This is a genomic window from Pseudomonas sp. BN102, assembly GCF_029871245.1.
Lineage (GTDB): Bacteria > Pseudomonadota > Gammaproteobacteria > Pseudomonadales > Pseudomonadaceae > Metapseudomonas.
In genome coordinates this window covers 343,459-364,003 of the sequence record NZ_SSON01000080.1, presented here as the reverse complement: position 1 = coordinate 364,003, position 20,545 = coordinate 343,459, and the positions used below count along the sequence as shown (strand labels likewise).

The 20,545-nt window shown below is 65.5% G+C and carries 16 protein-coding genes; 4 read left to right on the top strand and 12 right to left on the bottom strand.

Features of this window, described 5'->3' with window-relative positions; genetic code table 11:
* Positions 1-144 precede the first annotated feature (144 nt).
* Positions 145-765: a 23S rRNA (uridine(2552)-2'-O)-methyltransferase RlmE gene (gene rlmE, locus E8F12_RS29345; RefSeq protein WP_215373934.1), complete on the top strand. Its 621-nt coding sequence runs from the start codon at positions 145-147 to the stop codon at positions 763-765.
* Between the two features lie 384 nt (positions 766-1,149).
* Here the strand turns inward: rlmE and lpdA are convergent, their stop codons facing one another.
* Positions 1,150-2,550 carry a dihydrolipoyl dehydrogenase gene (gene lpdA / locus E8F12_RS29340; protein WP_280328715.1) on the bottom strand — a complete coding sequence of 467 codons (1,401 nt, stop codon included), beginning with the start codon at positions 2,548-2,550 and terminating at the stop codon, positions 1,150-1,152.
* Positions 2,551-2,703: 153 nt separating this feature from the next.
* Complete coding sequence (locus tag E8F12_RS29335) at positions 2,704-3,618, bottom strand: RluA family pseudouridine synthase (RefSeq protein ID WP_280328714.1); 915 nt, start codon at positions 3,616-3,618, stop codon at positions 2,704-2,706.
* Positions 3,619-3,754: 136 nt separating this feature from the next.
* On the opposite strand from E8F12_RS29335, the gene E8F12_RS29330 reads away from it, so the two are divergent.
* Positions 3,755-4,105 (top strand): I78 family peptidase inhibitor, encoded by a 351-nt coding sequence (locus E8F12_RS29330; protein ID WP_280328713.1) that lies wholly within the window; start codon positions 3,755-3,757, stop codon positions 4,103-4,105.
* On the opposite strand, the gene E8F12_RS29325 is transcribed toward E8F12_RS29330, so the two are convergent.
* The 8 genes from E8F12_RS29325 to E8F12_RS29290 all read right to left on the bottom strand — a co-directional run bounded on the left by E8F12_RS29325 (position 4,102) and on the right by E8F12_RS29290 (position 14,297).
* Entirely contained in the window at positions 4,102-4,947 is an 846-nt protein-coding gene (locus E8F12_RS29325; RefSeq protein ID WP_280328712.1) for an EamA family transporter, read from the bottom strand. The genes E8F12_RS29330 and E8F12_RS29325 overlap by 4 nt on opposite strands.
* Before the next feature lie 178 nt (positions 4,948-5,125).
* The gene (gene ald, locus E8F12_RS29320; RefSeq protein ID WP_280328711.1) at positions 5,126-6,247 is read right to left on the bottom strand and encodes an alanine dehydrogenase; all 1,122 of its coding nucleotides are present in this window, start codon (positions 6,245-6,247) and stop codon (positions 5,126-5,128) included.
* Positions 6,248-6,380: 133 nt separating this feature from the next.
* The gene (locus E8F12_RS29315; protein ID WP_280328710.1) at positions 6,381-7,148 is read right to left on the bottom strand and encodes a slipin family protein; all 768 of its coding nucleotides are present in this window, start codon (positions 7,146-7,148) and stop codon (positions 6,381-6,383) included.
* 2 nt (positions 7,149-7,150) lie between these two features.
* A complete protein-coding gene (locus E8F12_RS29310; RefSeq protein WP_280328709.1) occupies positions 7,151-8,530 on the bottom strand; it encodes a nodulation protein NfeD in 1,380 nt (459 codons plus the stop codon).
* Positions 8,531-8,721: 191 nt separating this feature from the next.
* Entirely contained in the window at positions 8,722-9,681 is a 960-nt protein-coding gene (locus E8F12_RS29305; protein WP_280328708.1) for a homocysteine S-methyltransferase family protein, read from the bottom strand.
* 357 nt (positions 9,682-10,038) lie between these two features.
* On the bottom strand, positions 10,039-11,196 hold the full coding sequence (locus E8F12_RS29300; protein ID WP_280328707.1) for a catalase family protein: 1,158 nt from the start codon (positions 11,194-11,196) through the stop codon (positions 10,039-10,041).
* Between the two features lie 43 nt (positions 11,197-11,239).
* Positions 11,240-13,114, bottom strand: a complete 1,875-nt coding sequence (locus tag E8F12_RS29295) for a di-heme-cytochrome C peroxidase (RefSeq protein WP_280328706.1) — start codon at positions 13,112-13,114, stop codon at positions 11,240-11,242.
* Positions 13,115-13,199: 85 nt separating this feature from the next.
* The gene (locus E8F12_RS29290; RefSeq protein ID WP_280328705.1) at positions 13,200-14,297 is read right to left on the bottom strand and encodes a peptidase C39 family protein; all 1,098 of its coding nucleotides are present in this window, start codon (positions 14,295-14,297) and stop codon (positions 13,200-13,202) included.
* Between the two features lie 235 nt (positions 14,298-14,532).
* On the opposite strand from E8F12_RS29290, the gene E8F12_RS29285 reads away from it, so the two are divergent.
* Positions 14,533-15,807 carry a sigma-54 dependent transcriptional regulator gene (locus tag E8F12_RS29285; RefSeq protein ID WP_280328751.1) on the top strand — a complete coding sequence of 425 codons (1,275 nt, stop codon included), beginning with the start codon at positions 14,533-14,535 and terminating at the stop codon, positions 15,805-15,807.
* Positions 15,808-16,013: 206 nt separating this feature from the next.
* Here E8F12_RS29285 and E8F12_RS29280 read toward each other — a convergent pair whose 3' ends face one another.
* Positions 16,014-16,610 (bottom strand): NAD(P)H-dependent oxidoreductase, encoded by a 597-nt coding sequence (locus tag E8F12_RS29280; RefSeq protein WP_280328704.1) that lies wholly within the window; start codon positions 16,608-16,610, stop codon positions 16,014-16,016.
* A gap of 217 nt (positions 16,611-16,827) precedes the next feature.
* A complete protein-coding gene (locus tag E8F12_RS29275) occupies positions 16,828-18,972 on the bottom strand; it encodes a methyl-accepting chemotaxis protein (RefSeq protein ID WP_280328703.1) in 2,145 nt (714 codons plus the stop codon).
* 242 nt (positions 18,973-19,214) lie between these two features.
* Between E8F12_RS29275 and E8F12_RS29270 the strand changes: the two genes are divergently transcribed.
* On the top strand, positions 19,215-20,531 hold the full coding sequence (locus E8F12_RS29270; RefSeq protein ID WP_280328702.1) for a Na+/H+ antiporter NhaC family protein: 1,317 nt from the start codon (positions 19,215-19,217) through the stop codon (positions 20,529-20,531).
* The last annotated feature ends 14 nt before the right edge of the window (positions 20,532-20,545 follow it).

Genomic DNA, 20,545 nt, shown 5'->3' with positions numbered 1-20,545 from the left:
GTCGGCGCTGTGCGATCCCTGCCTGCGAATTAACCTGCGCAGTGTTATCGGCTTATAATTGCCGCCGCTTTGCGTCCAGCAGCTTCCCCTCGGTCCCATACATTGGTCCGCTCCTCACATTGATTTTCCGTGGTTGGCTCTATCATGAAACGATCCAAAAGCAGCCGCCGCTGGCTGGATGAACACGTCAACGATCCCTACGTCAAACAGGCTCAGAAGGATGGCTTGCGTTCCCGTGCCAGCTACAAGCTGATCGAGCTGAACGAGAAGGACAAGCTGATACGCCCCGGCATGCTGGTCATGGATCTTGGCTCCGCTCCCGGCGGCTGGTCGCAGGTGGCCGGACGTCTCGTGGGCGAAAAGGGACGGGTTCTGGCCAGCGACATTCTGCCGATGGACCCGCTGGATAACGTCGACTTCATTCAGGGCGACTTTACCGACGATGCAGTGTTCCAACAGCTTCTCGACAAGCTCAACGGCAGCCAACCCGATCTGATCATCTCCGACATCGCCCCCAATATCAGCGGCGTCGCTGCCGCTGACCAGGCCTCCTCGATGTATCTGGTCGAACTCGTCCTCGATATGGTCCGGCAGGTGCTCAAGCCCAATGGCAACTTTGTGGCCAAGGTCTTTCAGGGCGAAGGCTCTGACGAGTTTCTGAAGGACGTTCGCACCTCATTCGAGAAGGTGGTGATACGCAAACCAGAGTCGTCGCGGCCGCGGTCGAGGGAGGTTTATCTGGTGGCGAAGGGGTTCAAAGGATAAGGCGCCCACAGGCTTCAGCGCAGAGGGCCGGCTCTCCACTCCGCGCATCTGCAACAACCGCTTTTCGCTGACAGGCATGCCGACTCAGCAAACCTTCCTGCGCGATACGCTTTGCCAGGCGCCTGCGCCTTCCTCGATCACGCAATTGCACGTTGGGCTTCGCTTCGCTCAGCGCCAACCTACGGGAGTGCGTGGGTGTTTCGCGCAGGCAAGAAAACCCGCCATCGAGGTGGGTTATATGGCGTCCAGTCCGAAGATGGGGTGAGGCACGAAACCCATGCGGGGCAGGGGTGATGGGTTTCGCACGTTGCGAACTGGGGCGGTTTTGCCGTGTGAGCGGATTCTTTCGCGAATGAATTCGCTCACACATGGGGCGTCGGGGGATTACGCCTGCATCGCCCCGCCATGCACATCCATCGCCGCCTGGCGCAGGGCTTCCGAGCGGGTCGGGTGGGGGTGGCAGATCAGCGCGATGTCCTCCGCCGAGGCCGAGAACTCCATGGCCACGCAATACTCGCCGATCATCTCGCTGACGCTCGGGCCGACCATGTGCACGCCCAGCACCTCGTCCGTGCGCTCGTCAGCCAGCACCTTCACGAAGCCCTCGGTCTCGTGGTTGATCTTGGCCCGGCTGTTGGCAGTGAAGGGGAACTTGCCGACCCGGTAGGGGCGTCCCTCGGCCTTCAGCTGCTCCTCGCTCTTGCCCACAGTGGCGACTTCCGGTCGGGTGTAGATCACGTTGGGGATGACGTTGTAGTTCACCTCGGCGGCCTGGCCCGCAATGCGCTCGATGCAGACGATGGCCTCGTCCTCGGCCTTGTGCGCCAGCATCGGGCCGGAAGTGACGTCGCCTATCACCCAGACCCCTGGCGCGCCGGTCTGGTGGCGGTCGTTGGCGAGCATTCCGCGTGGGTCGGTGGCCAGGCCAACGGTCTCCAGGCCCAGGCCCTCGGTGTAGGGGCGGCGACCGATGGCCACCAGTACGTAGTCGGCCCTGAGGGTTTCCGCCAAGCCGCCGGCGGCGGGTTCGATGGCGAGCTCCACGGCGTTCTTGTCGACCTTGGCGCTGGTGACCTTGGAGCTCAGCTTGAAGCTCATGCCCTGCTTGGTCAGGGCGCGCTGCAGGGTCTTGCCGGTTTCGTCGTCCAGGCCCGGGCAGATGCGGCCCAGGTATTCCACCACCGTCACCTGGGCGCCCAGGCGGCGCCAGACCGAGCCCAGCTCCAGGCCGATCACCCCGGCGCCGATCACCACCAGGTGCTTGGGCACTTCCGGCAGGGACAGGGCGCCGGTGGAGTCCAGGATGCGCTGGTTGTCGATGGTCACGCCAGGCAGCGGGGTGGGCTCCGAGCCGGTGGCGATGACGATGTTGCGGGTTTCCAGGGTCTGCTGCTGGCCGTCGGCAGCGGTCACCACCACCTTGCCGGCGCCGTCGATGCGGCCCCAGCCCTTGATCCATTCCACCTTGTTCTTGCGGAAGAGGAATTCGATGCCCTTGGTCAGGGCCGCCACGCTTTCCGCCTTCTGCTTCATCATCTGCGCCAGGTCGAGGCTGGGCGTGACCTGTATTCCCAAGGTGGCGAACTCCTTGCCAGCGGCGGCTTCGTAGAGTTCGGAGGCGTGCAGCAGGGCCTTGGAGGGCATGCAGCCGACGTTGAGGCAGGTGCCACCCAGGGTTTCCCGGCCCTCGACACAGGCCACCTTCATGCCCAGCTGGCCGGCCTTGATCGCCGCGTTGTAACCACCCGGGCCGCCGCCTATCACCACCACGTCGTATGCACTCATGGGATCTACCTCGATCGATAAGTCGAAAAGGGGAATGCAGAAGCCTAGTGGACAACCACCAGCCTTCCAGCCTGGCAATATCCTGCTTGAATTATTGTCGTAATATTATTTGTGTCATATCTCCCGTCAAGGACGGGAGTGCCCGGGTGCGGCTTACCAGTCCAGCCGCAGGCGGCTTTCGAAGCAGCGTGATTCGCCGCTGAGCGGGTCATCGAAGGCCAGGCCCCGGGCCAGCAGCTTGAGGGGGCGCTGGTAGTCGTCCGGCTCGCCCTGGTCGGTGAGCAGAGGGTAGAAGCCGTCATTGCAGATGGGCGCGCCGAGGGCGGCGAGGTGCACGCGCAGCTGATGCTTCTTGCCGGTGATGGGGTAGAGGGCGTAACGCCAGAGGCCGCTGTTCTTCTCGATGACTTCAAGACGCGTGCGGCTGTTGGCGACGCCTTCCACCTCCTGCATGCGGAAGAACGGCTCGCCGGCGTCCAGGCGGGTTTCCCGCAGCAGCGGGAAGTCCACGCCGGGCAGGGCGGGGGCTATGGCTTCGTAGTGCTTGTGCATCTGCCGCTCGCGAAACAGCGCCTGGTAGCGCCCGCGGCTGGCCGGGTTGGCGGAGAACAGCACCAGGCCGGCGGTGTGCCGGTCGATGCGGTGCAGCGGCACCAGGTCCGGATTGCCCAGGCGTCTGGTGAGGCGCGCCTGCAGCGTCTCCTCGACGTATTCGCCGGCCGGCATCACCGGCAGGAAGTGCGGCTTGTCGGCCACCACCAGGTGGTCGTCGACATGCAGCACGCTTTCCTCGAAGGGAATCGGCTTCTCGTCCTTCACTTCGCGGAAGTAGTGCACCCGCAGGCCGATCCGGTAGGGGTGGTCCGGGCCCAGGGGCCGGCCCTCGGCATCCAGCACCCGGCCACGCGCCATGCGTTCCAGCCAGGTGTCGCGGGAGATGGCGGGAAAGTGGGCGCAGAGGCAGTCGAGCAGGGTCGCCCAGTCGCCCTGGGGCAGGTGCAGGGTGCTGGGGCGGATATTCGGCGTGCTGGGCATGGACTGTTTCGGCAAGTTGCAGGGGCGGGGCATTAGGCCGCAGTCACCTGACCGGAGTCAAAGCCAGAGGATAGAATGCACCGGTCGTGCGCCGCGGGCAGGAGCCCCGCCGTGATGCCAAGCCATCTCAGGCGCACGCCAGGACATTCGTTCAAAAGAGGACCGTTGTATGTACTTCAAGTCGATTTCCCTCAGTCTCGCTCTGGCCGGCCTGCTCCTTGCCGGCTGCAGCTCGACCGACAAGCCAGCGGCGCCCGCCGCTACCGCCCCGGCTACCGCCGAGGGATCCTCCAGCGCGGCTGCGCCGTCCATTTCCGGCTCCTGCGATTCGGCAGCCGTGGCCTCGCTGGTCGGCAAGACCGCCGATGTCGCCCTGGTCGAGCAGGCCAAGCGCCAATCCGGCGCCGAGACTGCGCGTGTGCTGCGCCCCAATGACGTCATGACCATGGACTACAACTCCCGTCGCCTGAATATCGACGTGAATGAGACGGACGTCGTCAAGCAGTTCACCTGCGGCTAGAGCAGCCTGAGCAGCACGACGCCCAGTGCGATGACTCCGCAAGCCAGCAGACGGATCGGCGGCATGGGTTCCTTGAGGACCAGCGCGCCGATCAGCAGGGCGAACAGCACGCTGGTTTCCCGCAAGGCGGAGACCAGCGCCACTGGGGCCTGGGTCATGGCCCAGATGGCGATGCTGTAGGCCGCCAGCGACATCGTCCCGCCCGCCAGCCCCCCGCGCCAGTGCGGGCCGAGTTGCAGAAAGGTGCGCGGACCGCGGGTCAGGGCGACCACCATCGTCATCACCAGGGCGTTCACCGCGAACAGCCACATCGAATAGGTCAGCGCATCGCCGTTGCGCCTTGCGCCGGTTGCATCGGCCAGGGTGTAGCCGGCTATGAACAACGCCGTCATCAGGGCGCAGCCCAGCAGTGAGCCGTTGACTCGTGCCGCTCCCCGGCCGCCACGTACGGCCATCAGCCAGATCCCGCTGACCAGCACCAGCAGTCCCAGCAACTCGCCAGCGCTTAGCCTGTCTTCCAGCAGGACCACCGACAATCCAGCCACCAGCAGTGGAGAACTGCCGCGCGCCAACGGATAGACCTGGCCCAGGTCACCATGCTGGTAGGCACGGGCCAGGTAGCTGTTGTAGCCGATGTGGAGGAGGGCAGAGAGTCCGATCCATGGCCAGGCCGCCAGCTTGGGTGGGTCCACGAAGGGCAGCACCGCCAGGGCGACGACACCGGCGGCGATCTGGATCAGGGCGGCGGTGAGGAACCGGTCCAGGCCGATCTTTAGCAGGGCGTTCCAGCCGGCATGCAGGGCGGCGGCGGTGATGACCAGGAGAAAGACCGGGGTTTCCACGGTGAGGGCTGTCCTTGTGCTCTCGACGCAGGCGCGGGGAATACTGCCACATCCTACGGCTGCGCCAACCTGCTGGGGATTGGCACCCTTCAGCCAGGCATAAAAATGACCACGACACAGGTAAGGGCCTAGGACGCCTGCTGAATCGTGGTCACCGGGGCCTAGCACGACCCCTGAACTAGAGTTGCTTGAGCATTTCCTCCAGGTGCACGTAGTCCATATGGTGGGCCGCGGCGACGCTGCCGTTGGTGAGGCGCCCCTTGGCGACGTTAAGGCCGTGGCGCAGGTGCAGGTCATCTTCGAGGGCCTTGCGCGTGCCTTTCTGCGCCAGGGCGATGACGAAGGGCAGGGTTGCGTTGTTCAGCGCCAGGGTCGAGGTACGCGCCACGGCGCCGGGCATGTTGGCCACGCAGTAGTGCACCACGCCATCGACCACATAGGTGGGGTCGGCGTGGGTGGTGGCCCGCGAGGTTTCCGCGCAGCCGCCCTGGTCGATGGCCACGTCCACCAGCACCGCGCCGTCCTGCATCCGCGCCACCATTTCAGCGGTGACCAGCTTGGGTGCCGCCGCGCCGGGGATGAGCACGCCGCCGATGACCAGGTCCGCCGCCAGCACCTGCTCGCGCACCGTGCCATGGGTGGAATAGAGGGTGGTAATGCGGTTGCCGTAGAGGGAGTCCAGGCGGCGCAGGGCATCCACGCTCTTGTCCAGCACCGTGACGTCGGCGCCCAGGCCCACGGCCATGGCCAGGGCATGGGTGCCCACCACACCGCCACCGAGTATCACCACCTTGCCGGGGGCAACGCCGGGTACGCCGCCGAGCAACACGCCGCGGCCGCCCTTGGCTTTCTCCAGGCAGCTGGCGCCGGCCTGGATGGACATGCGCCCGGCTACCTCGGACATGGGCGCCAGCAGGGGCAGGCGGCCATGGCTGTCGGTGACGGTTTCATAGGCGATGCAGGTGGCGCCGGAAGCGATCAGTTCTTCGGTCTGGGGCCTGTCGGGGGCCAGGTGCAGGTAAGTAAAGAGGGTCTGTTCGGGGCGCAGGCGGGCGCGTTCCTGGGTCAGTGGCTCCTTGACCTTGACGATCAACTGCGCCTGTTCGAAGACCTCGCCGGCGCTGCCGACCACCTTGGCGCCGGTCGCCAGGTAGTCCTCGTCGGCGAAGCCGATGGCCGCCCCGGCCCTGGTTTCCACCCAGACTTCATGCCCCAGGCGGGTCAATTCGGCCACGGATTGCGGGGTCAGGCCGACCCGGTACTCGTGGTTCTTGATCTCCTTCGGCACTCCGATACGCATGGCGACCTCCAGGGTTCTTGTGTCCTTTCAACAAGTGTAGAAACCCGGCCACCGCGCCCCCGCCGAATAGTGGCGGCTTTTCAGGGAATCTCCCTGAAAAGGTCGAGCGAAACAGGGGGTCGCGTTCCCGGATTCAGCCTTCCTGGTCCTTTTGCTTGCCCCTGTGGATGCCGCCGAGCAAGTCCACTGGCAGGGGAAAGACGATGGTGGTGGTCTTGTCGTTGGCGATGGAGCCCAGGGTCTGCATGTAGCGCAACTGCATGGCGCCGGACTGACGGCCGAGCATTTCCGCAGCCTGCATCAGTTTCTCCGAGGCCTGCAGCTCGCCTTCGGCGTGGATCACCTTGGCACGCCGCTCCCGTTCCGCCTCGGCCTGGCGGGCGATGGCACGGACCATGGATTCATTGATGTCGACGTGCTTGATCTCGACGTTGGAAACCTTGATGCCCCAGGCGTCGGTCTGGGCGTCCAAGGCATGCTGGATATCGACGTTGAGCCGTTCCCGCTCCGCCAGCATCTCGTCCAGTTCGTGCTTGCCGAGCACCGAGCGCAGGGTGGTCTGGGCCAACTGGCTGGTGGCCATGAGGAAGTTCTCCACCTGGATGATGGCGCGCTGCGGGTCGATGACGCGGAAGTAGACCACCGCGTTGACCTTCACCGAGACGTTGTCGCGGGAGATCACGTCCTGGGGCGGGACGTCCAGCACCACGGTGCGCAGGTCCACCCGCACCACCTGCTGGATCGCGGGGATGATCAGCACCAGCCCCGGTCCCTTGACCTTCCAGAAACGCCCGAGCTGGAACACCACGCCTCGCTCGTATTCGCGGAAGATGCGGATGGCCGATACCGCCAGCACGATCAGCAGGAACAGGAGGGTGGCAAAGCTGAGCGGAAAGGCCATGTTCAGTCTCCTTTGGGCGGGGTTTCATCCGCCGTCACGTCCAGTAACAGTCCATTGCGCGCCAGCACCCGTACCCGCTGGCCGCTTTGCAGGGGGATGTCGCTGCGCACCTGCCAGCGCTCGCCCTGCAACTGCACCCAGCCGCTGTACGGATCGTTCGCGACCAGGTCAAGCAGGGTCGTCTGGCTGCCCACCAGCATGGCATCGCCGCTGACCAGCGCACGCCGGCGGGCACGGACAGCCATGCCCAGGATGCCGAAGATCAGCAGCGCGCTGGCAACCGCTGTGGTGATGATCACCGACAGCGGGATGCCGAAGCCCGGCACCTCGGTGTCGATCAGGATCACCGCGCCCACCACGAAGGCAGCGATGCCGCCGAAGCCGATCACGCCGAAGCTGGGCATGAAGGCCTCGGCGGCCATGAATAGGATGCCGAGCAGGATCAGGGCGATACCGGCGAAGTTCACCGGCAGGAGCTGCAGCGCATAGAGGGCGAGGATCAGGCAGATGCCGCCGATCACGCCGCCGACGCCGCTGCCAGGGTTGGAGAACTCGAAGATCAGCCCGTAGACCCCGATCATCATCAGGATCAGCGCCACGCTGGGATTGGTGATTACCGCCAGTATCTGCGCGCGCCAGTCCGGCTCGCGCTGGATCAGCGGGGCACCGACGGTGGCCAGAGTGAGTTTCTGCCCGGCGATCTCGATGGTCTTGCCGTCCAGTTGCCGGAGCAGGTCGTGGACGTCGTGGGCCAGCAGGTCCACCACTTTCAGCCGTTGCGCGTCGGTGGCCGAGATGCTGACGGATTCGCGTACCGCACTCTCGGCCCACTCGGCGTTGCGTCCACGCATCTGCGCCAGGCCGCGGATATAGGCGGCGGCGTCATTGACCTGTTTGCGGGTGAGGGTTTCCTGGTTGCTGGACTGTTCGGCCTTGTCGTCCTTCTTCTCGTCCTTGCCGCCGCTGGGCTTGTCGCCCTCCGGCTGGCCGGGCATGCCGCCGATCTGCACAGGCGTCGCCGCCCCCAGGTTGGTGCCCGGTGCCATGGCGGCGATATGGCTGGCGTAGAGGATGTAGGTGCCGGCGCTGGCCGCCCGCGCACCGCTGGGGGCGACGAAGCTGACTACCGGCACCGGGCTGGCGAGGATCGCCTTGATGATGCTGCGCATGGAGGTATCGAGGCCGCCGGGCGTGTCGATCTGCAGCACGACCAGTTGCGACTTGTCTTCCTCGGCGCGCTCGATGCCGCGGGTCAGGTAGTCGGCGGTTGCCGGACCGATGGGACCATCCACCGTCAGCACCGATACGCTGCCGGCAGCCAGCAACGTGCCGGGCGACAGCAGGGTCAGGCACAAGAGCCTGCGCAGCAGACGGCGGATCATGGGGGCCTCCCGCTATGCCGTGTTCACTTACAGCATAGTTGAGGGCCTTGGTCGGGCATTCTCGGGCTGCAGAGGCCTTTGCTTTTCCTGTGGGGGCGACTTCAGTCGCTGAGCAGGCCGCAGGTCTGCCCTTCAGAACCGGGGCCGCTCCGCAGCTCTTCGCGAATGAATTCGCCCTACCAGGTCCGTGCCTACAACGCCGCACGGAACAGCGGCTTGCACGCCTTGGCGATCTGCTCGATATGGCGCTGGTCGGTACCGCAGCAACCGCCCATCACATTCAGGTGCGGCAGGCGGTGACGGAGCTTCGCGTACTGGGCCCCAAGTTCCTCGGGGTCGCCGCTGTCCAGGGCGACGGCTTCATTGAGTTCGGCATGGCTCTTGCGAGAGGCGTTGGCGCGCAGCCCGTGGATACGCTGGACCCAGCGGCTCCCCGGCACCAGAACATCCTCGAAGTGGTCGGGGTGGGCGCAGTTGATCATGTAGTAGGCGGGGTAGGCGGCGGTGGAGCTGTCCACTTGTTCGATGGCTTCTTTCAGTTCCTGGCCGGTGGGCAGCCTGCCGTCGGTTTCCAGGGTGAAGGAAATCGCCACCGGCATCCGTGCCTCGCGGGCCGCCAGCACGATGCCCAGGGCCTCTTCCACATAGTTCATGGTGATGGCCGTGACCATGTCCGCGGCGGTCCCGGCGAACAGCTCGATCTGCTCCCGGTGGTACTGCTGGGCCTGGAATTCGTCCATGGCTTCATCCGGCACGTAGCCATCGCCGCGCGGGCCGATGCAGCCGCTGATGACCACTGGCGTGCGACCGCTTTCCACTTCCGCGCGCAGTTCCTCCAGCAACTGGATGGCCAGGCGATTGATCTCGGCCAGCCCCTGGGGGGTGAAGCCGAGGTGGCTGGCCCAGTCCGGATTGGCGCGCCAGGTGGGGCTTTCCAGGATCAGGCCGGTGCCGAAATGGCTGGCGATGGCGCAGTAGGCGCGGAAGTACTTGCGCAGGGCCTCCTGGCCGTCGGGGTAGTTGAGCAGGACAAAGGCGGCGAAGTCGGGCAGGGCGATGCCCTCGTGGAAAACCAGGGTGGTCTCTATGCCGCCATCAGTAAGGAACAGTTCGCCCTCCAACTGGGGCAGGGCGCTGCGATATTGGGCCATGGCATTGCTCCGTGACCTGTGAACGTTCGCTGTCCGGAGTGACCTTGGGTCGAAGGCAGGGCGGGCAGCCGGATTGGCCTCGGGCTGGTTCCGCGTATGTTCAGGGGTGGCCCGCAGGCGCTGCGTCGGGCGGGGTTTTGCGCCCGGTGCGTAAGGAAAAATGCTAGCACCGGAGTGGGGCATCGCCCTGCCGGGCTGATGGGTGGGGATTCTTACTTGTGGGGGCGATTTCAATCTTGTAGGGGCGAATTCATTCGCCAAGGATGGCGAAGCTGCCCCAATGGATGTCACAGGGGCAGACCTTCGGCCTACATGGCGAATGAATTCGCCCCTACAGGGAATGCGAGTGTCGCCCCATCACGGAGCGGCAGGCGTCGCCTCGCTCGCCCCGTTGCGCTGATGCCGATACGCGCTCACCGCCTCGTACACCGCCTTGCGCAGGCGGTTGATGCCGCCGATGGGGCGGTGCTCGGGCAGGCCATGCCAGGGGTTGAAGGAGAGGTTGTCGCAGGCGAGGTTCTGTTCGCGGCTGTCGAAGTCCTGGGCCGGCACCTTGATCCTGGCCAGGGTCACGAAGGGCGAAATGTCCTCGTCCCATTCGACGCTGGTGTCCTCGATCGGCATGTAGTGTTCGGGGTTCTGCTGCTGCACCTGGAGGGCGAAGCAGGCCGGTACGCGGTCCAGGGACAATTGCTGGTAGAGGGCGTTGCGCAGGAAATTGGGCAGCGCGGTGTTCTGCTCGGGCAACTGGTAGGGTGGGCAGCTCTGCGGGTCGGGGATGACCCGGTACTTGATGTTCGCCTCCCCCAGCTTGTAGGGCGAGATGGAACTGTAGGTGGTGCTAACCGGGCTGTCCGGTGCGGGCGCCAGGGTCTTGAGGGCGATGATCAGGTGGCGGATTTCCCAGCTGCGCGGATCCCAACTGGGGAAGAAGGCGGTGACCTTCTCGCCGTTGGACTGGGCGTTGAAGTTCTGCCGGTATTCGGCCACGTCGCGGACGAAGAACACCGGGTGGTTGAACATCACGAAGTCCTGTTCGCCGGTGTGCGCGGGGCTCGTCATCAGCTTTGTGCCCGGCACGTCGAGTAGCTTGATGGCCATGCCGCGAGCGTCGCGCACGCGGTCGAACTGCGGGAAGGCGTTGCCGTTGGACAGGCGCATCCAGGCCTGCCAGGTCTTGCCCGGCTCGGCGAAGACACCGGCGCGCAGGTCGCTGGAGATTTCCGGCAGTACCGTCACCTCGGCCTTCACGCAGCCGTGGGACTTGGCATGGGCATCGCGCAGCACGCGGGTATTGTCGCGGTGCTGTTCGACGATGCGGATGGCGTCGTTGATGATGGCCTGGGTTTGCGCGGCCTCACCGGCGGGTATGGCTTCTTCGGTGGACACCGGGCCGGAAAATTTCCAGCCGTAGTAGGCCTCGCCCGCCAGCCAGCCGACCAGGCCGACCACCAGCAGGACGAGGAGGAGCTTGCCGAGTACTCGGCCGAACCAGAGCCAGAAGCGCTTGAGCATGGGTGCGTGGGTCCTTTGTCTGCTTCAGTGGGGTGGCGAGCGCTCAGCCTTCGCAGGCGGGGCCGGGCGTCCACGGCCGGGCTTCGACCTGGGTAAGCTGGCCTTCCAGCTGCGGGTTGCCCAGCACCTTGAGGTATTCGATCAGCGCCAGGCGCTCGTCTGGCTGCAGGAAGCGGCCGATCACACCGCCCTTGCGACAACCGTCGCGGAACTCGTGGCCCTGGTTGCCGTTGCCCTTGATGGAGGTGTCCAGCAGGAAGCTGCCGGGGAAGGCGTTCGTCTGGAAACCGACGAATTTCGGGTCGTACTCGAAGCTGCCGACATGGAACTGGCTCGCCCGTTCGGTGACCGGCGAGAGCAACTGGAACAGGCTTGGCACCGAACCGTTGTGCAGGAAGGGCGGGGTAGCCCAGATGCCATCCAGCGGGCGCGCCTTGTAGCCACGCTTCTCCTGCACGCCGATGGCCAGGCCGAAGCCATCCAGGGCGGCACGCTCTTCAGCAGAAATTCCAGCCTGCTTGTAGGCCTGGTCTTCGACGAAGGCGGTGATGTAGGCAAGGCCCTTGGCGCTGGAGATATTGCTGAAATCCACCTGCTCCAGGCTGGTGCCGAACAGCTTGACGTCCAGCTTGGCCAGTTGCTCCCGGGTCCAGCCCAGCTTGCTGATATCGAAGCGGTGATCGGCGATGTTGTCGGCAGTGGTGGAGTCGGTGCCGACGATGTCGACGGGCACTATGCGCATGTGCCATTCCGGGTCGCGGCCGGGAGCCATGCGTTGCTCCGGCGGAACCACATTGGGCGCGTGGCAGTACGCGCAGTTCTCGACGAACAGGGCGCGGCCCTGGCTCGCACGGGCCAGGTCCACCTTGCCGAGGACCGCTTCGGGCCAGGTCGGCGGGGTCAGGCGCTTGAGGGTTTCTTCCAGGGTGTGGAGGTCGCGTACGCGCACGCTCGAGGCGTAGCGATCGGCTTCCGGCACGGTGCCGCCGCCGGGCTGGAACAGGTGCAGGGTGGCGCCCACGCCCAGGGCCTCGCCTATGTTGCGCGCCATGGGCTGCATGGCCGAGCCGTTCCACTGCACCCAGTCGAACTTCCAGATGTCCCAGAGGTGCGGGTAGCTCACCGGGGCATCGGCGACCCGGTAGTTGGACGGGCTGATGGCATCGCCATAGACGCTGTTGGCGATACGGCCGAACGCGTCGGTGCGGCCGAAGCCTTCCTCGGTGGGGTAGAGGCCGCGGTGGGTATCGTTCCAGGCGGTGCCCAGGAGGCGGTCGAGGACCTGCTTGAAGTCGGTGCGCAGCTGTTTCTTGCCCTCGGGGTAACGCTCGCCCAGTACCGCCTCGGCGAAGCGGTTGAACTTGAGCGGGTTGTAGTAGGTGAAGGCCATGCTCATGCCCAGCGCCTGGCCGAAGCTGCCACCACGCAGGGTGGGCACGGTGGACGCGAGGGAATGCAAGGCGGCGCCGCCGTCGATGCGCACGGCCTGGCCCTGGTAGCGCAGCTCGCCGGTGTGGCAGGCGGCGCAGCTGATGTCGAGGTAGTGCGTGCCGGTCTTGGCGTCCTGGTGGCGGGTCAGGCCCACGGGCAGGTTGCCGGGGTTCTGCGGTGTGGCTTTCTGCTGCGGGTCGACAAGGAAGCCGAAGCGCGCCAGGTACTCGGGGCGGGCGAACTTGTCGCGGGAAAAGGGCAGCTCCAGTGCGGTGAACCAGTCGTAGCGCAGGCCCTTAACCAAGGTGCCCTGGGGCGTGTAGTAGTAGGTCTGGCGCTCTTGTTCGCCCCACTGCTCGAGGTAGTGCAGCTGGCTTGGCGACTGGTAGGCGGGCAGGTTGGGGTTGGCGATGTAATAAAGGACGACCGCCAGGCCTGCCAGGAGCAGGAAGAGCGCCAGCAGAAGGACACGACGTAGGACGCGCATCAGATACATCCTTGTAGCTTGATTAAATTTTCCTACCTTATGCCAATCAGACTGGGTATTGGCAAGGTGCCATTACAAAAATGTCTTAAGGCCTGGAGTAGAGCACCACGGCCGCGCGCTGCTTGCCCTGGCCGAACCGGCTGATGCGTTCGAACTCCCGATGGGTGACCGGCACATGCTGGCAGTCCTGCGGGCGACGCAACAGGCTGCGCTCTGCATTGGGGTCGTGGAGGTAGACGAAGGTGCGGTCGTAGTCGGTGACCAGCACCCAGTGGGGCGCGCGGCTGCGGCTGCGGCGATGGCCGTCCACCAGGACCAAGGGTTGTCCGCCGGCCTCCAGCAGTGGCGCCAGGTCCAGATCGTCGCCGAGGTGCTGCTCTATGTCCGTCTCCTGCAGCGCGTTGCAGAAGTCCTCGTGGGCCTGGCGGATGACCTCCCGCTTGCCAGGGTTGCGCACGTCTTCGAGGAACAGCGGCTCCTGCTGGCTCAGGTGCAACCTGACCCGATAGCCCCGGCGCCAGGCCGCCAGGGCCAGGCCGTGAGGGCTGCAGCCGCCATGTCCGCCAGGCATGTGCACGCTGCTGGCTTCGCGCCAGAGGCGCACCTCGTCCTGGTGATTTCCCGGGGGGGCGCCACCCAGAGCACCCATGGCCATCATCAGGCAGGCCGGGCCGCAGGTGAATTCGGTGGTCTGGTGGTAGTAGGGGACATGCCGCTGCAGAGTCTGGGGATGGCGCGCCACGCGCTTCTCAAAGCGCAGGGCTTCGCGGTGATCGGGGAAGAAGTCCTGCAGCAGGCCCAGGTTGTTGTAGCCGTTGCGCTCGAACAGCGCCACGGCCTGGCGGAGGTCGGGGCAGACCTCCAGCCGCAGGTAGGCACATTGATGATCGTGGGCGCTGGCTTCGGCCGCTTCCAGCAGGCGCTGGCCGATGCCGTTGCCACGGGCGCGTGGGTCGGTGGCGATGGAATGGAGCCGGGCGAGGGTACTGTCCTGGCGGAACAGCACCAGGGCATAGCCGAGGATGCGGCCGTCACCCTCGGCCACGGTCAGACTGGCATTGGCCTCGACCATCATCCAGCGGAACTGCTGCCGGCCCAGGCGGGCGGTCTCGAAGCAGCGGCCCTCGAGCTCCGCCAGCGCCGACAGGTCGTCGAGCGCGGCGGCACGCATAAGCAGGTTCATGGCAGGCCCCGCAAGGCAGGGAAGGAATCGCCCGAGTATTGGCCCGGATTGGAACGCTGTCGAGACGTTTGCCCGGTACAGCCGCCCCGCTAAAGCTCGAAGGGGAATTGGCCTTATAGAGAAACGTTCCAAAGATCGTCAAAGTTCTTGCTAGCGTTACAAATGTCTGTTCCAACCTATTGTTTTAATTGATAAATCAATTTTTTGACGTCAAGGAAGGTTAATCTTGGAAGCCATTCCGTCCGCACCGCGACGTCTCCTGCTGGTGGACCCTTGTGACCACTGCCGGTTGATCCTTCCCCACCTCGAGGAGGCCGGCTGGTCGGTCTCCAGCCAGAGCCTGGACCAGGCCTTGGCGGCGAGCTACGACATCGGTCTGTTGCGCTTGCGCAGCGAGCACCTGGAACGCCCGGAAGGGGTCAAGCACCTGATCAGCCGCAGCGGCACCGAATGGATCGCCCTGATCGACTCGGCGAATCAGTCGGGCCCGAGCCTGGACGAATTCATCGGCGAGTGGTTCTTCGATGCCCTGGCCGTGCCGGTGGATCTGCCGCGGCTGCAGGGCCTGCTCGGCCGCGCGTTTGGCATCGCCCGCCTGCGTGGTATCGGCAATCGCCGTGGCGACCAGCACGAGCTGCTGGGCCAGAGTCGACCGTTGCGGGATCTGCGCAAGCAGCTCGCACGCCTGGGACCGAGCGACAAGCCGGTGCTGATCCATGGCGAAAGTGGCAGCGGCAAGGAACTGGTGGCGCGCACCCTGCACCGGATGTCACGACGGGTGGCAGGCCCATTCGTCAGTTTCAACTGCGGCGTGCTGCCGGAGGGGGAAACCGCCAGCCTGCTGTTCGGACACCAGGGCAAACTGGCCTCGGCCAATGGCGGCACCCTGTTTCTCGATGCTATCCACGAACTGCCCTTGGGCCATCAGGAGCGTTTGCTGGCCTGTGTGCGCGGCAAGGTCCTGCGCCATGCCGACGGCGAGGTGCTGCCGCTGGATGTGCGAGTGCTGGCGTCCAGCCGGGAAGAGCTGGGCGAGCTGGTCGGGCAGGGGCGATTCGACTCCGGCTTGCGCCTGTGGCTGGAGCAGAACCGGCTGGTGATTACGCCCCTGCGCAAGCGCCAGGGGGATATCGCACTACTGGCCGGCTACTTCGCCGACCTCTACAGCCTGGAGGCCGGGCGGCGGCCCAGCCACTTCAGCGAGGAAGCCCTCGCCGCCATGTCGCGTCATCGCTGGCCGGGCAACGTGCGTGAGCTGGCCAGCCGGGTGCGGCGCGGTTATGCCCTGGCGGAGTGCGGGCAGATCGAAGCGGACGACCTGGGCCTGCAGAGTGCGCCGGTCGAGGGCGTCCCGTTGGGCACGCTGGAGGACTACAAGCGGCGGGCGGAATATCAGGCGCTGTGCGATGCGCTGGCCCACTACAGCAGCAACCTCAGCCATGCGGCCAAGGTGTTGGGGGTATCGCGGCCGACTTTCTATCGGCTGTTGCACAAGCATCAGTTGTTGTAGGGGCGAATTCATTCGCCAAGGGCGGCGAAGCTGTCCCTATAGGTCGGGGCAGACCTGCGGTCTGCTTGGCGATTGAAATCGCCCCTACAGGTACCCGCTCAACCTGGGCGTAGGGTGGATCGCGCTTCATCGATCCACCAGCGTAGCCAGGCTGGGCCGCGAAGGTGGATATGAAAAGCGATATCCACCCTACGCGTGCAGAGGGCTTACATCCCGTTGGCGAAGGCCGGGATGCTCATGTCGATGGCGGCGCGCACCGGCTTCAGGGCCTCGGCGTAGCGGGCGAGGATATCCAGGTCGTAATCCATGCGAGCGCGGATGCGCTGGTCGTCTTCGCTCACGGGGTCGACTTCGTTCAGCACCTTCTCCACGCCGCGGATGATCAGGTGCTCCGGCAGGTAGCAGAGGCGGCAGTTCTTGTAGCTGGAGGCACGCAGTTCGCTGATGGGATAGCCGCCGCCGATGCCGGAGGAGACGCCTACCAGCAGACCCGGTTTGTGGGCCAGTTCGGCCTTGCTGGCGTAGATGAAGAAGTTCTTGATGGCCGGGCAGGCCATGCCGTTCCACTCGGGGGCGATCACCACCACCGCATCGGCGTCGCGCAGCTGCTGCTGGTACCCGGCCCAGGGGCCGGTGTCTTCGGCCGGCCACAGGGGCAGCGGGCCCTGGCCGAGGTCGATGATGCTGCAGGAGCTGGGGCTGGCCTTGTCGAGGTCGATCAGGCGCTGGCGGATGAAGCGGGCGACCTTGCCCGATTGGCTGTTGGCGCGGCTGGAGCCGGCGATCAGGACGATGTTCAGCATCTTGGGGTTCCTTGTTGAGACCGCGGGCAGGCTAGCTGGCCGGTTGCGAGTCATCAAGGAAATGTGCGCCAGAGTGAGACACCGATGGCGTCAGGAGGCGGAGCTGCCTCCCGCTTGGCGATGGAAAGCGCCTTACAGGAGAAGTACAGGGTTGCGGCGGCGCGCGGACGGCTCCCTCTCCCGCGTGCGGGAGAGGGTTGGGGAGAGGGGGAGAACGTCAGGCCCGGAACTGATCCATCAATCCCTGCTGGTGGTTGGCCAGGCGGTTGAGCGCCTGGCTGACCTGGGCCGATTCCGCGGCCTGGCCGGAGAGCGATTCGGTGACGTCGCGGATGGCCGCCACATTGCGGTTGATCTCCTCGGCCACCGCGCTCTGCTCTTCGGCGGCCGAGGCGATCTGCAGGTTCATGTCGGTGATCACCGTCACCGCATCGCCGATGCGTTGCAGGGCGGCGACCGCCTGCTCCACTTGCTCGACGCTGCCCTGGGCCTGGCGGTGGCTGCTGTGCATCGAGCCGACCACTTCACGGGTGCCGTGCTGCAGGCCTTCGATCACCTGGCGGATTTCCTCCACGGAGTCCTGGGTACGCCGGGCCAGGTTGCGCACTTCGTCGGCCACTACCGCGAAGCCGCGCCCGGCCTCGCCAGCGCGGGCCGCCTCGATGGCGGCGTTCAGGGCCAGCAGGTTGGTCTGCTCGGCGATGGCGCGGATCACTTCCAGCACCGAACCGATCTGCTCGCTGCTGGCGGCGAGGCTCTGCACCTCTTCCATGGCCGCGCTCATCTCGCTGGCCAGTTGGTCGATGGCGCTGGTGGTGCGGCCGATCACGCCGAGCCCCTCGCGGGTGGCGTGGTCGGCGCCACGGGCGGCATCGGCGGCCTGGGCGGCGCTGCGTGCAACGTCCTGGGCGGTGGCGCTCATCTCGTTGGAGGCGGTGGCTACCTGGTCCACTTCGCGGTACTGCTGCTGCATGCCGGCGCTGGTCTGGCTGGCGATGGCGGCGGACTGGTCGGCGGTACTGCGGGCGTCCTGCACCGAGCGTTTGACGTCGGCGATGACCGGTTGCAGCTTGTCGAGGAAGCGGTTGAACCAGCCGGCCAGTTCGCCCAGTTCGTCCTGGCGGGCGTAGTCCAGGCGCCGCGTCAGGTCGCCTTCGCCGCTGGCGATGTCCTTAAGCATGCCGGCGACGCCGAGGATCGGCCGGGTCACGCCCCGGGCGGTGAGCCAGACCAGCAGTAGGCCGGCGATGGCCGCGACGAGGCCCATCAACAGGCCCACCAGGTTGGCGGTGTGGTTTTGCTGGTCGAGCTTGGCTTCCAGTTCAAGGGCCGGCGCCAGCAGCACTTTTTCGGGCACTTCCAGCAGTACGCTCCAGGGCGCGGCAGTGGGGATCGGCTTGAACGGCTCCATCACCCGGAGCATGCCGTCGTGCTCCATCTGCACGGACTTGCCTGCCTGCAGGTTGCCGGTCAGTTCGCCGGCCTTGTCGCCGAAGGCCTTGACCAGCTTGGCACTGAGCTGGGTGGTGTCGCGGCTGTGGCCGGCGAGTAGGCCGGCGGGGCTGATGATGCTGACGTGGCCATTGCCGTCGAACAGCTCGCGGTTCCCGGCCAGGCTCAGTTGCTGCAGGCTTTCCAGGCTGATGTCCAGGCCCATGACGCCCACGGTCTTGCCGTTCAGCTGCAGCGGGAAGGCGATGCTGGTCATCAGGGTCTGCTTGCCGCTGACGTTGTCGAAGTAGGGGTCGAGCACACAGGCCTGGCCGGTCTTCATCGGGCAGGTGTACCAGGCGTTGTAGGGGGCGCCGCTGGGGCCGGTGCTGCTGTCGGCGAGCAACTCCTCGGTCATGGATTCGGACTCGAGCTTGCCGGGCGTGGGTTGCGACCAATAAAGGGAGAAACGGCCCTTGTCGTTACTGCCGAGTTCCGCCTGGCCTTCGAAGAGTTCGTCCTTGCCGTCCAGGGCGTTGGGTTCGAACACCAGGTAGAGGCCGAGGATTTCCGGGTTGGCTTCCAGGCTGGTGCGTACCTGGCGGGTGAGGTCCTCGCGCAGGTCGAAGGCATCGAGGAAGCGCTTTTCCGCCTGCTCCTTGAGGAACAGTACCTGGCGCGAGAAGCCCTTGCCGTACTGGTAGTTGTCCATGAAGTAGCGCTGGATGCGGATCGCCTGCAGCTCTGCCCGGGCCTGCAGGCGCAGGCGTGCGCTCTGGTCGAGCATCTGGCTGCTGTCGGCTTTCACCAGACCGGCGCTGCGCTCGGACTGGTAGAGGGACGAGCCGACCAGCAGGGTCACGATGGCCAGGAGGCAGAGGCCGGTCAGCAGGGTGATCTTCCTCTGGATGGACAGGCGAGTGAACGGCATGGGGGTTTCCTTCTGTCTCGTCGGAACTTCATTCGTTGTCGGCATCAGTGGCGATCTCTTGACGCAAAGACGACGAATAGCCGTGCGGAATGCACGAGGGTGCAATTTGGAGGCAAGAATTATGCACACTCCGCCCAATATTCCGAACGCTTTTGACAGGGGCATTCGGTTTCGGCAGAGTGCGCGCTTTTTTTCCGCGGCAGGGCCGCGGCCGGCGTGATCGGGAAACCTGAGGAGAGGCGATGAATGCGGTAGTGGCGGCGGTGGGGATAATGCTCGTCCTCAGCCTGTGCCGGGTGCATGTGGTGGTGGCGCTGATCGTTGGCGCACTGGCGGGAGGACTGGTCGGCGGCCTGGGCGTGGAAGCCTCGCTGGCGGCCTTCAACAAGGGGCTCGGCGGCGGCGCCACCGTGGCGCTTTCCTACGCGCTGCTGGGCGCCTTCGCGGTGGCCATCGCGCGCTCCGGCCTGGCCCACGCCCTGGCGGACAAGGCCCTGGCGCTGGTGGGCCGGCAGGAAGCCAACGGCGGTGGCGCGCTGAAATGGCTGCTGGTCGCCCTGTTGCTATGCGTGGCCATTTCTTCGCAGAACATCCTGCCCATCCACATCGCGTTCATTCCGCTCCTGGTACCGCCTCTTCTCTATGTACTGACGCGTCTGTCGATCGACCGCCGGCTGGTCGCCTGCGTGATCACCTTCGGCCTGATCACCCCCTACATGTTCCTGCCGGTGGGCTTCGGCAATATCTTCCTGAACGAGATACTGCTGGCGAATGTGGTGAAAAGTGGCGGCGACGTTACCGGTGTGAATGTCACCGAGGCCATGTTGATACCGGCCCTGGGCATGCTCGCCGGCCTGTTGATCGCGCTCTTCAGCTATCGCCGCAAACGCAGCTATGACCTGGAGCGCATCGCCCAGGCCGAGCAGGTGAACGTGGCCTACAACCCGATGAGCCTGGGGGTGGCCGGCGTGGCCATCCTGGTGGCCTTCGCGGTGCAGCTGTGGCTGGACTCGATGATCATTGGAGCGCTGCTGGGCTTCGTGATCTTTTCGCTCTCGGGTGTGGTGCGCTGGAAGGAAGCCGACGATCTGTTCACCGAGGGCATGAAGATGATGGCCATGATCGGCTTCATCATGATCGCCGCCTCCGGCTTCGCCGAGGTGATGCGCGAAACCGGCCAGGTGGCGACCCTGGTGGAGACCTCGGCTGGCTGGATTGGCCACAGCAAGGCACTCGGTGCATTGCTGATGCTGCTGGTGGGACTGCTGGTGACCATGGGCATTGGCTCGTCCTTTTCCACCGTACCCATCATCGCCGCGATCTTCGTGCCGCTCTGCCTGCAACTGGGCTTCAGCCCGCTGGCCATCGTCAGCATAGTCGGCACCGCCGGCGCCCTGGGCGACGCCGGCTCGCCGGCCTCCGACTCGACCCTGGGTCCGACCGCGGGCCTGAACGTGGACGGCCAGCACAACCATATCTGGGACACAGTGGTGCCCACCTTCCTGCATTACAACCTGCCGCTGCTGGCCTTTGGCTGGGTCGCGGCCATGGTGCTCTGAGCCGCGTCGCATCC

Excerpts from the sequence above, each read along its gene's own strand:
- E8F12_RS29290 (WP_280328705.1), bottom strand. The coding sequence starts at position 14,297 with ATGAACCTGCTTATGCGTGCCGCCGCGCTCGACGACCTGTCGGCGCTG.
- E8F12_RS29330 (WP_280328713.1), top strand. The coding sequence starts at position 3,755 with ATGTACTTCAAGTCGATTTCCCTCAGTCTCGCTCTGGCCGGCCTGCTC.
- ald (WP_280328711.1), bottom strand. The coding sequence starts at position 6,247 with ATGCGTATCGGAGTGCCGAAGGAGATCAAGAACCACGAGTACCGGGTC.
- E8F12_RS29295 (WP_280328706.1), bottom strand. The coding sequence starts at position 13,114 with ATGCGCGTCCTACGTCGTGTCCTTCTGCTGGCGCTCTTCCTGCTCCTG.
- rlmE (WP_215373934.1), top strand. The coding sequence starts at position 145 with ATGAAACGATCCAAAAGCAGCCGCCGCTGGCTGGATGAACACGTCAAC.
- E8F12_RS29310 (WP_280328709.1), bottom strand. The coding sequence starts at position 8,530 with ATGATCCGCCGTCTGCTGCGCAGGCTCTTGTGCCTGACCCTGCTGTCG.
- E8F12_RS29270 (WP_280328702.1), top strand. The coding sequence starts at position 19,215 with ATGAATGCGGTAGTGGCGGCGGTGGGGATAATGCTCGTCCTCAGCCTG.
- E8F12_RS29305 (WP_280328708.1), bottom strand. The coding sequence starts at position 9,681 with ATGGCCCAATATCGCAGCGCCCTGCCCCAGTTGGAGGGCGAACTGTTC.
- E8F12_RS29335 (WP_280328714.1), bottom strand. The coding sequence starts at position 3,618 with ATGCCCCGCCCCTGCAACTTGCCGAAACAGTCCATGCCCAGCACGCCG.
- E8F12_RS29315 (WP_280328710.1), bottom strand. The coding sequence starts at position 7,148 with ATGGCCTTTCCGCTCAGCTTTGCCACCCTCCTGTTCCTGCTGATCGTG.
- E8F12_RS29280 (WP_280328704.1), bottom strand. The coding sequence starts at position 16,610 with ATGCTGAACATCGTCCTGATCGCCGGCTCCAGCCGCGCCAACAGCCAA.
- E8F12_RS29275 (WP_280328703.1), bottom strand. The coding sequence starts at position 18,972 with ATGCCGTTCACTCGCCTGTCCATCCAGAGGAAGATCACCCTGCTGACC.
- E8F12_RS29300 (WP_280328707.1), bottom strand. The coding sequence starts at position 11,196 with ATGCTCAAGCGCTTCTGGCTCTGGTTCGGCCGAGTACTCGGCAAGCTC.
- lpdA (WP_280328715.1), bottom strand. The coding sequence starts at position 2,550 with ATGAGTGCATACGACGTGGTGGTGATAGGCGGCGGCCCGGGTGGTTAC.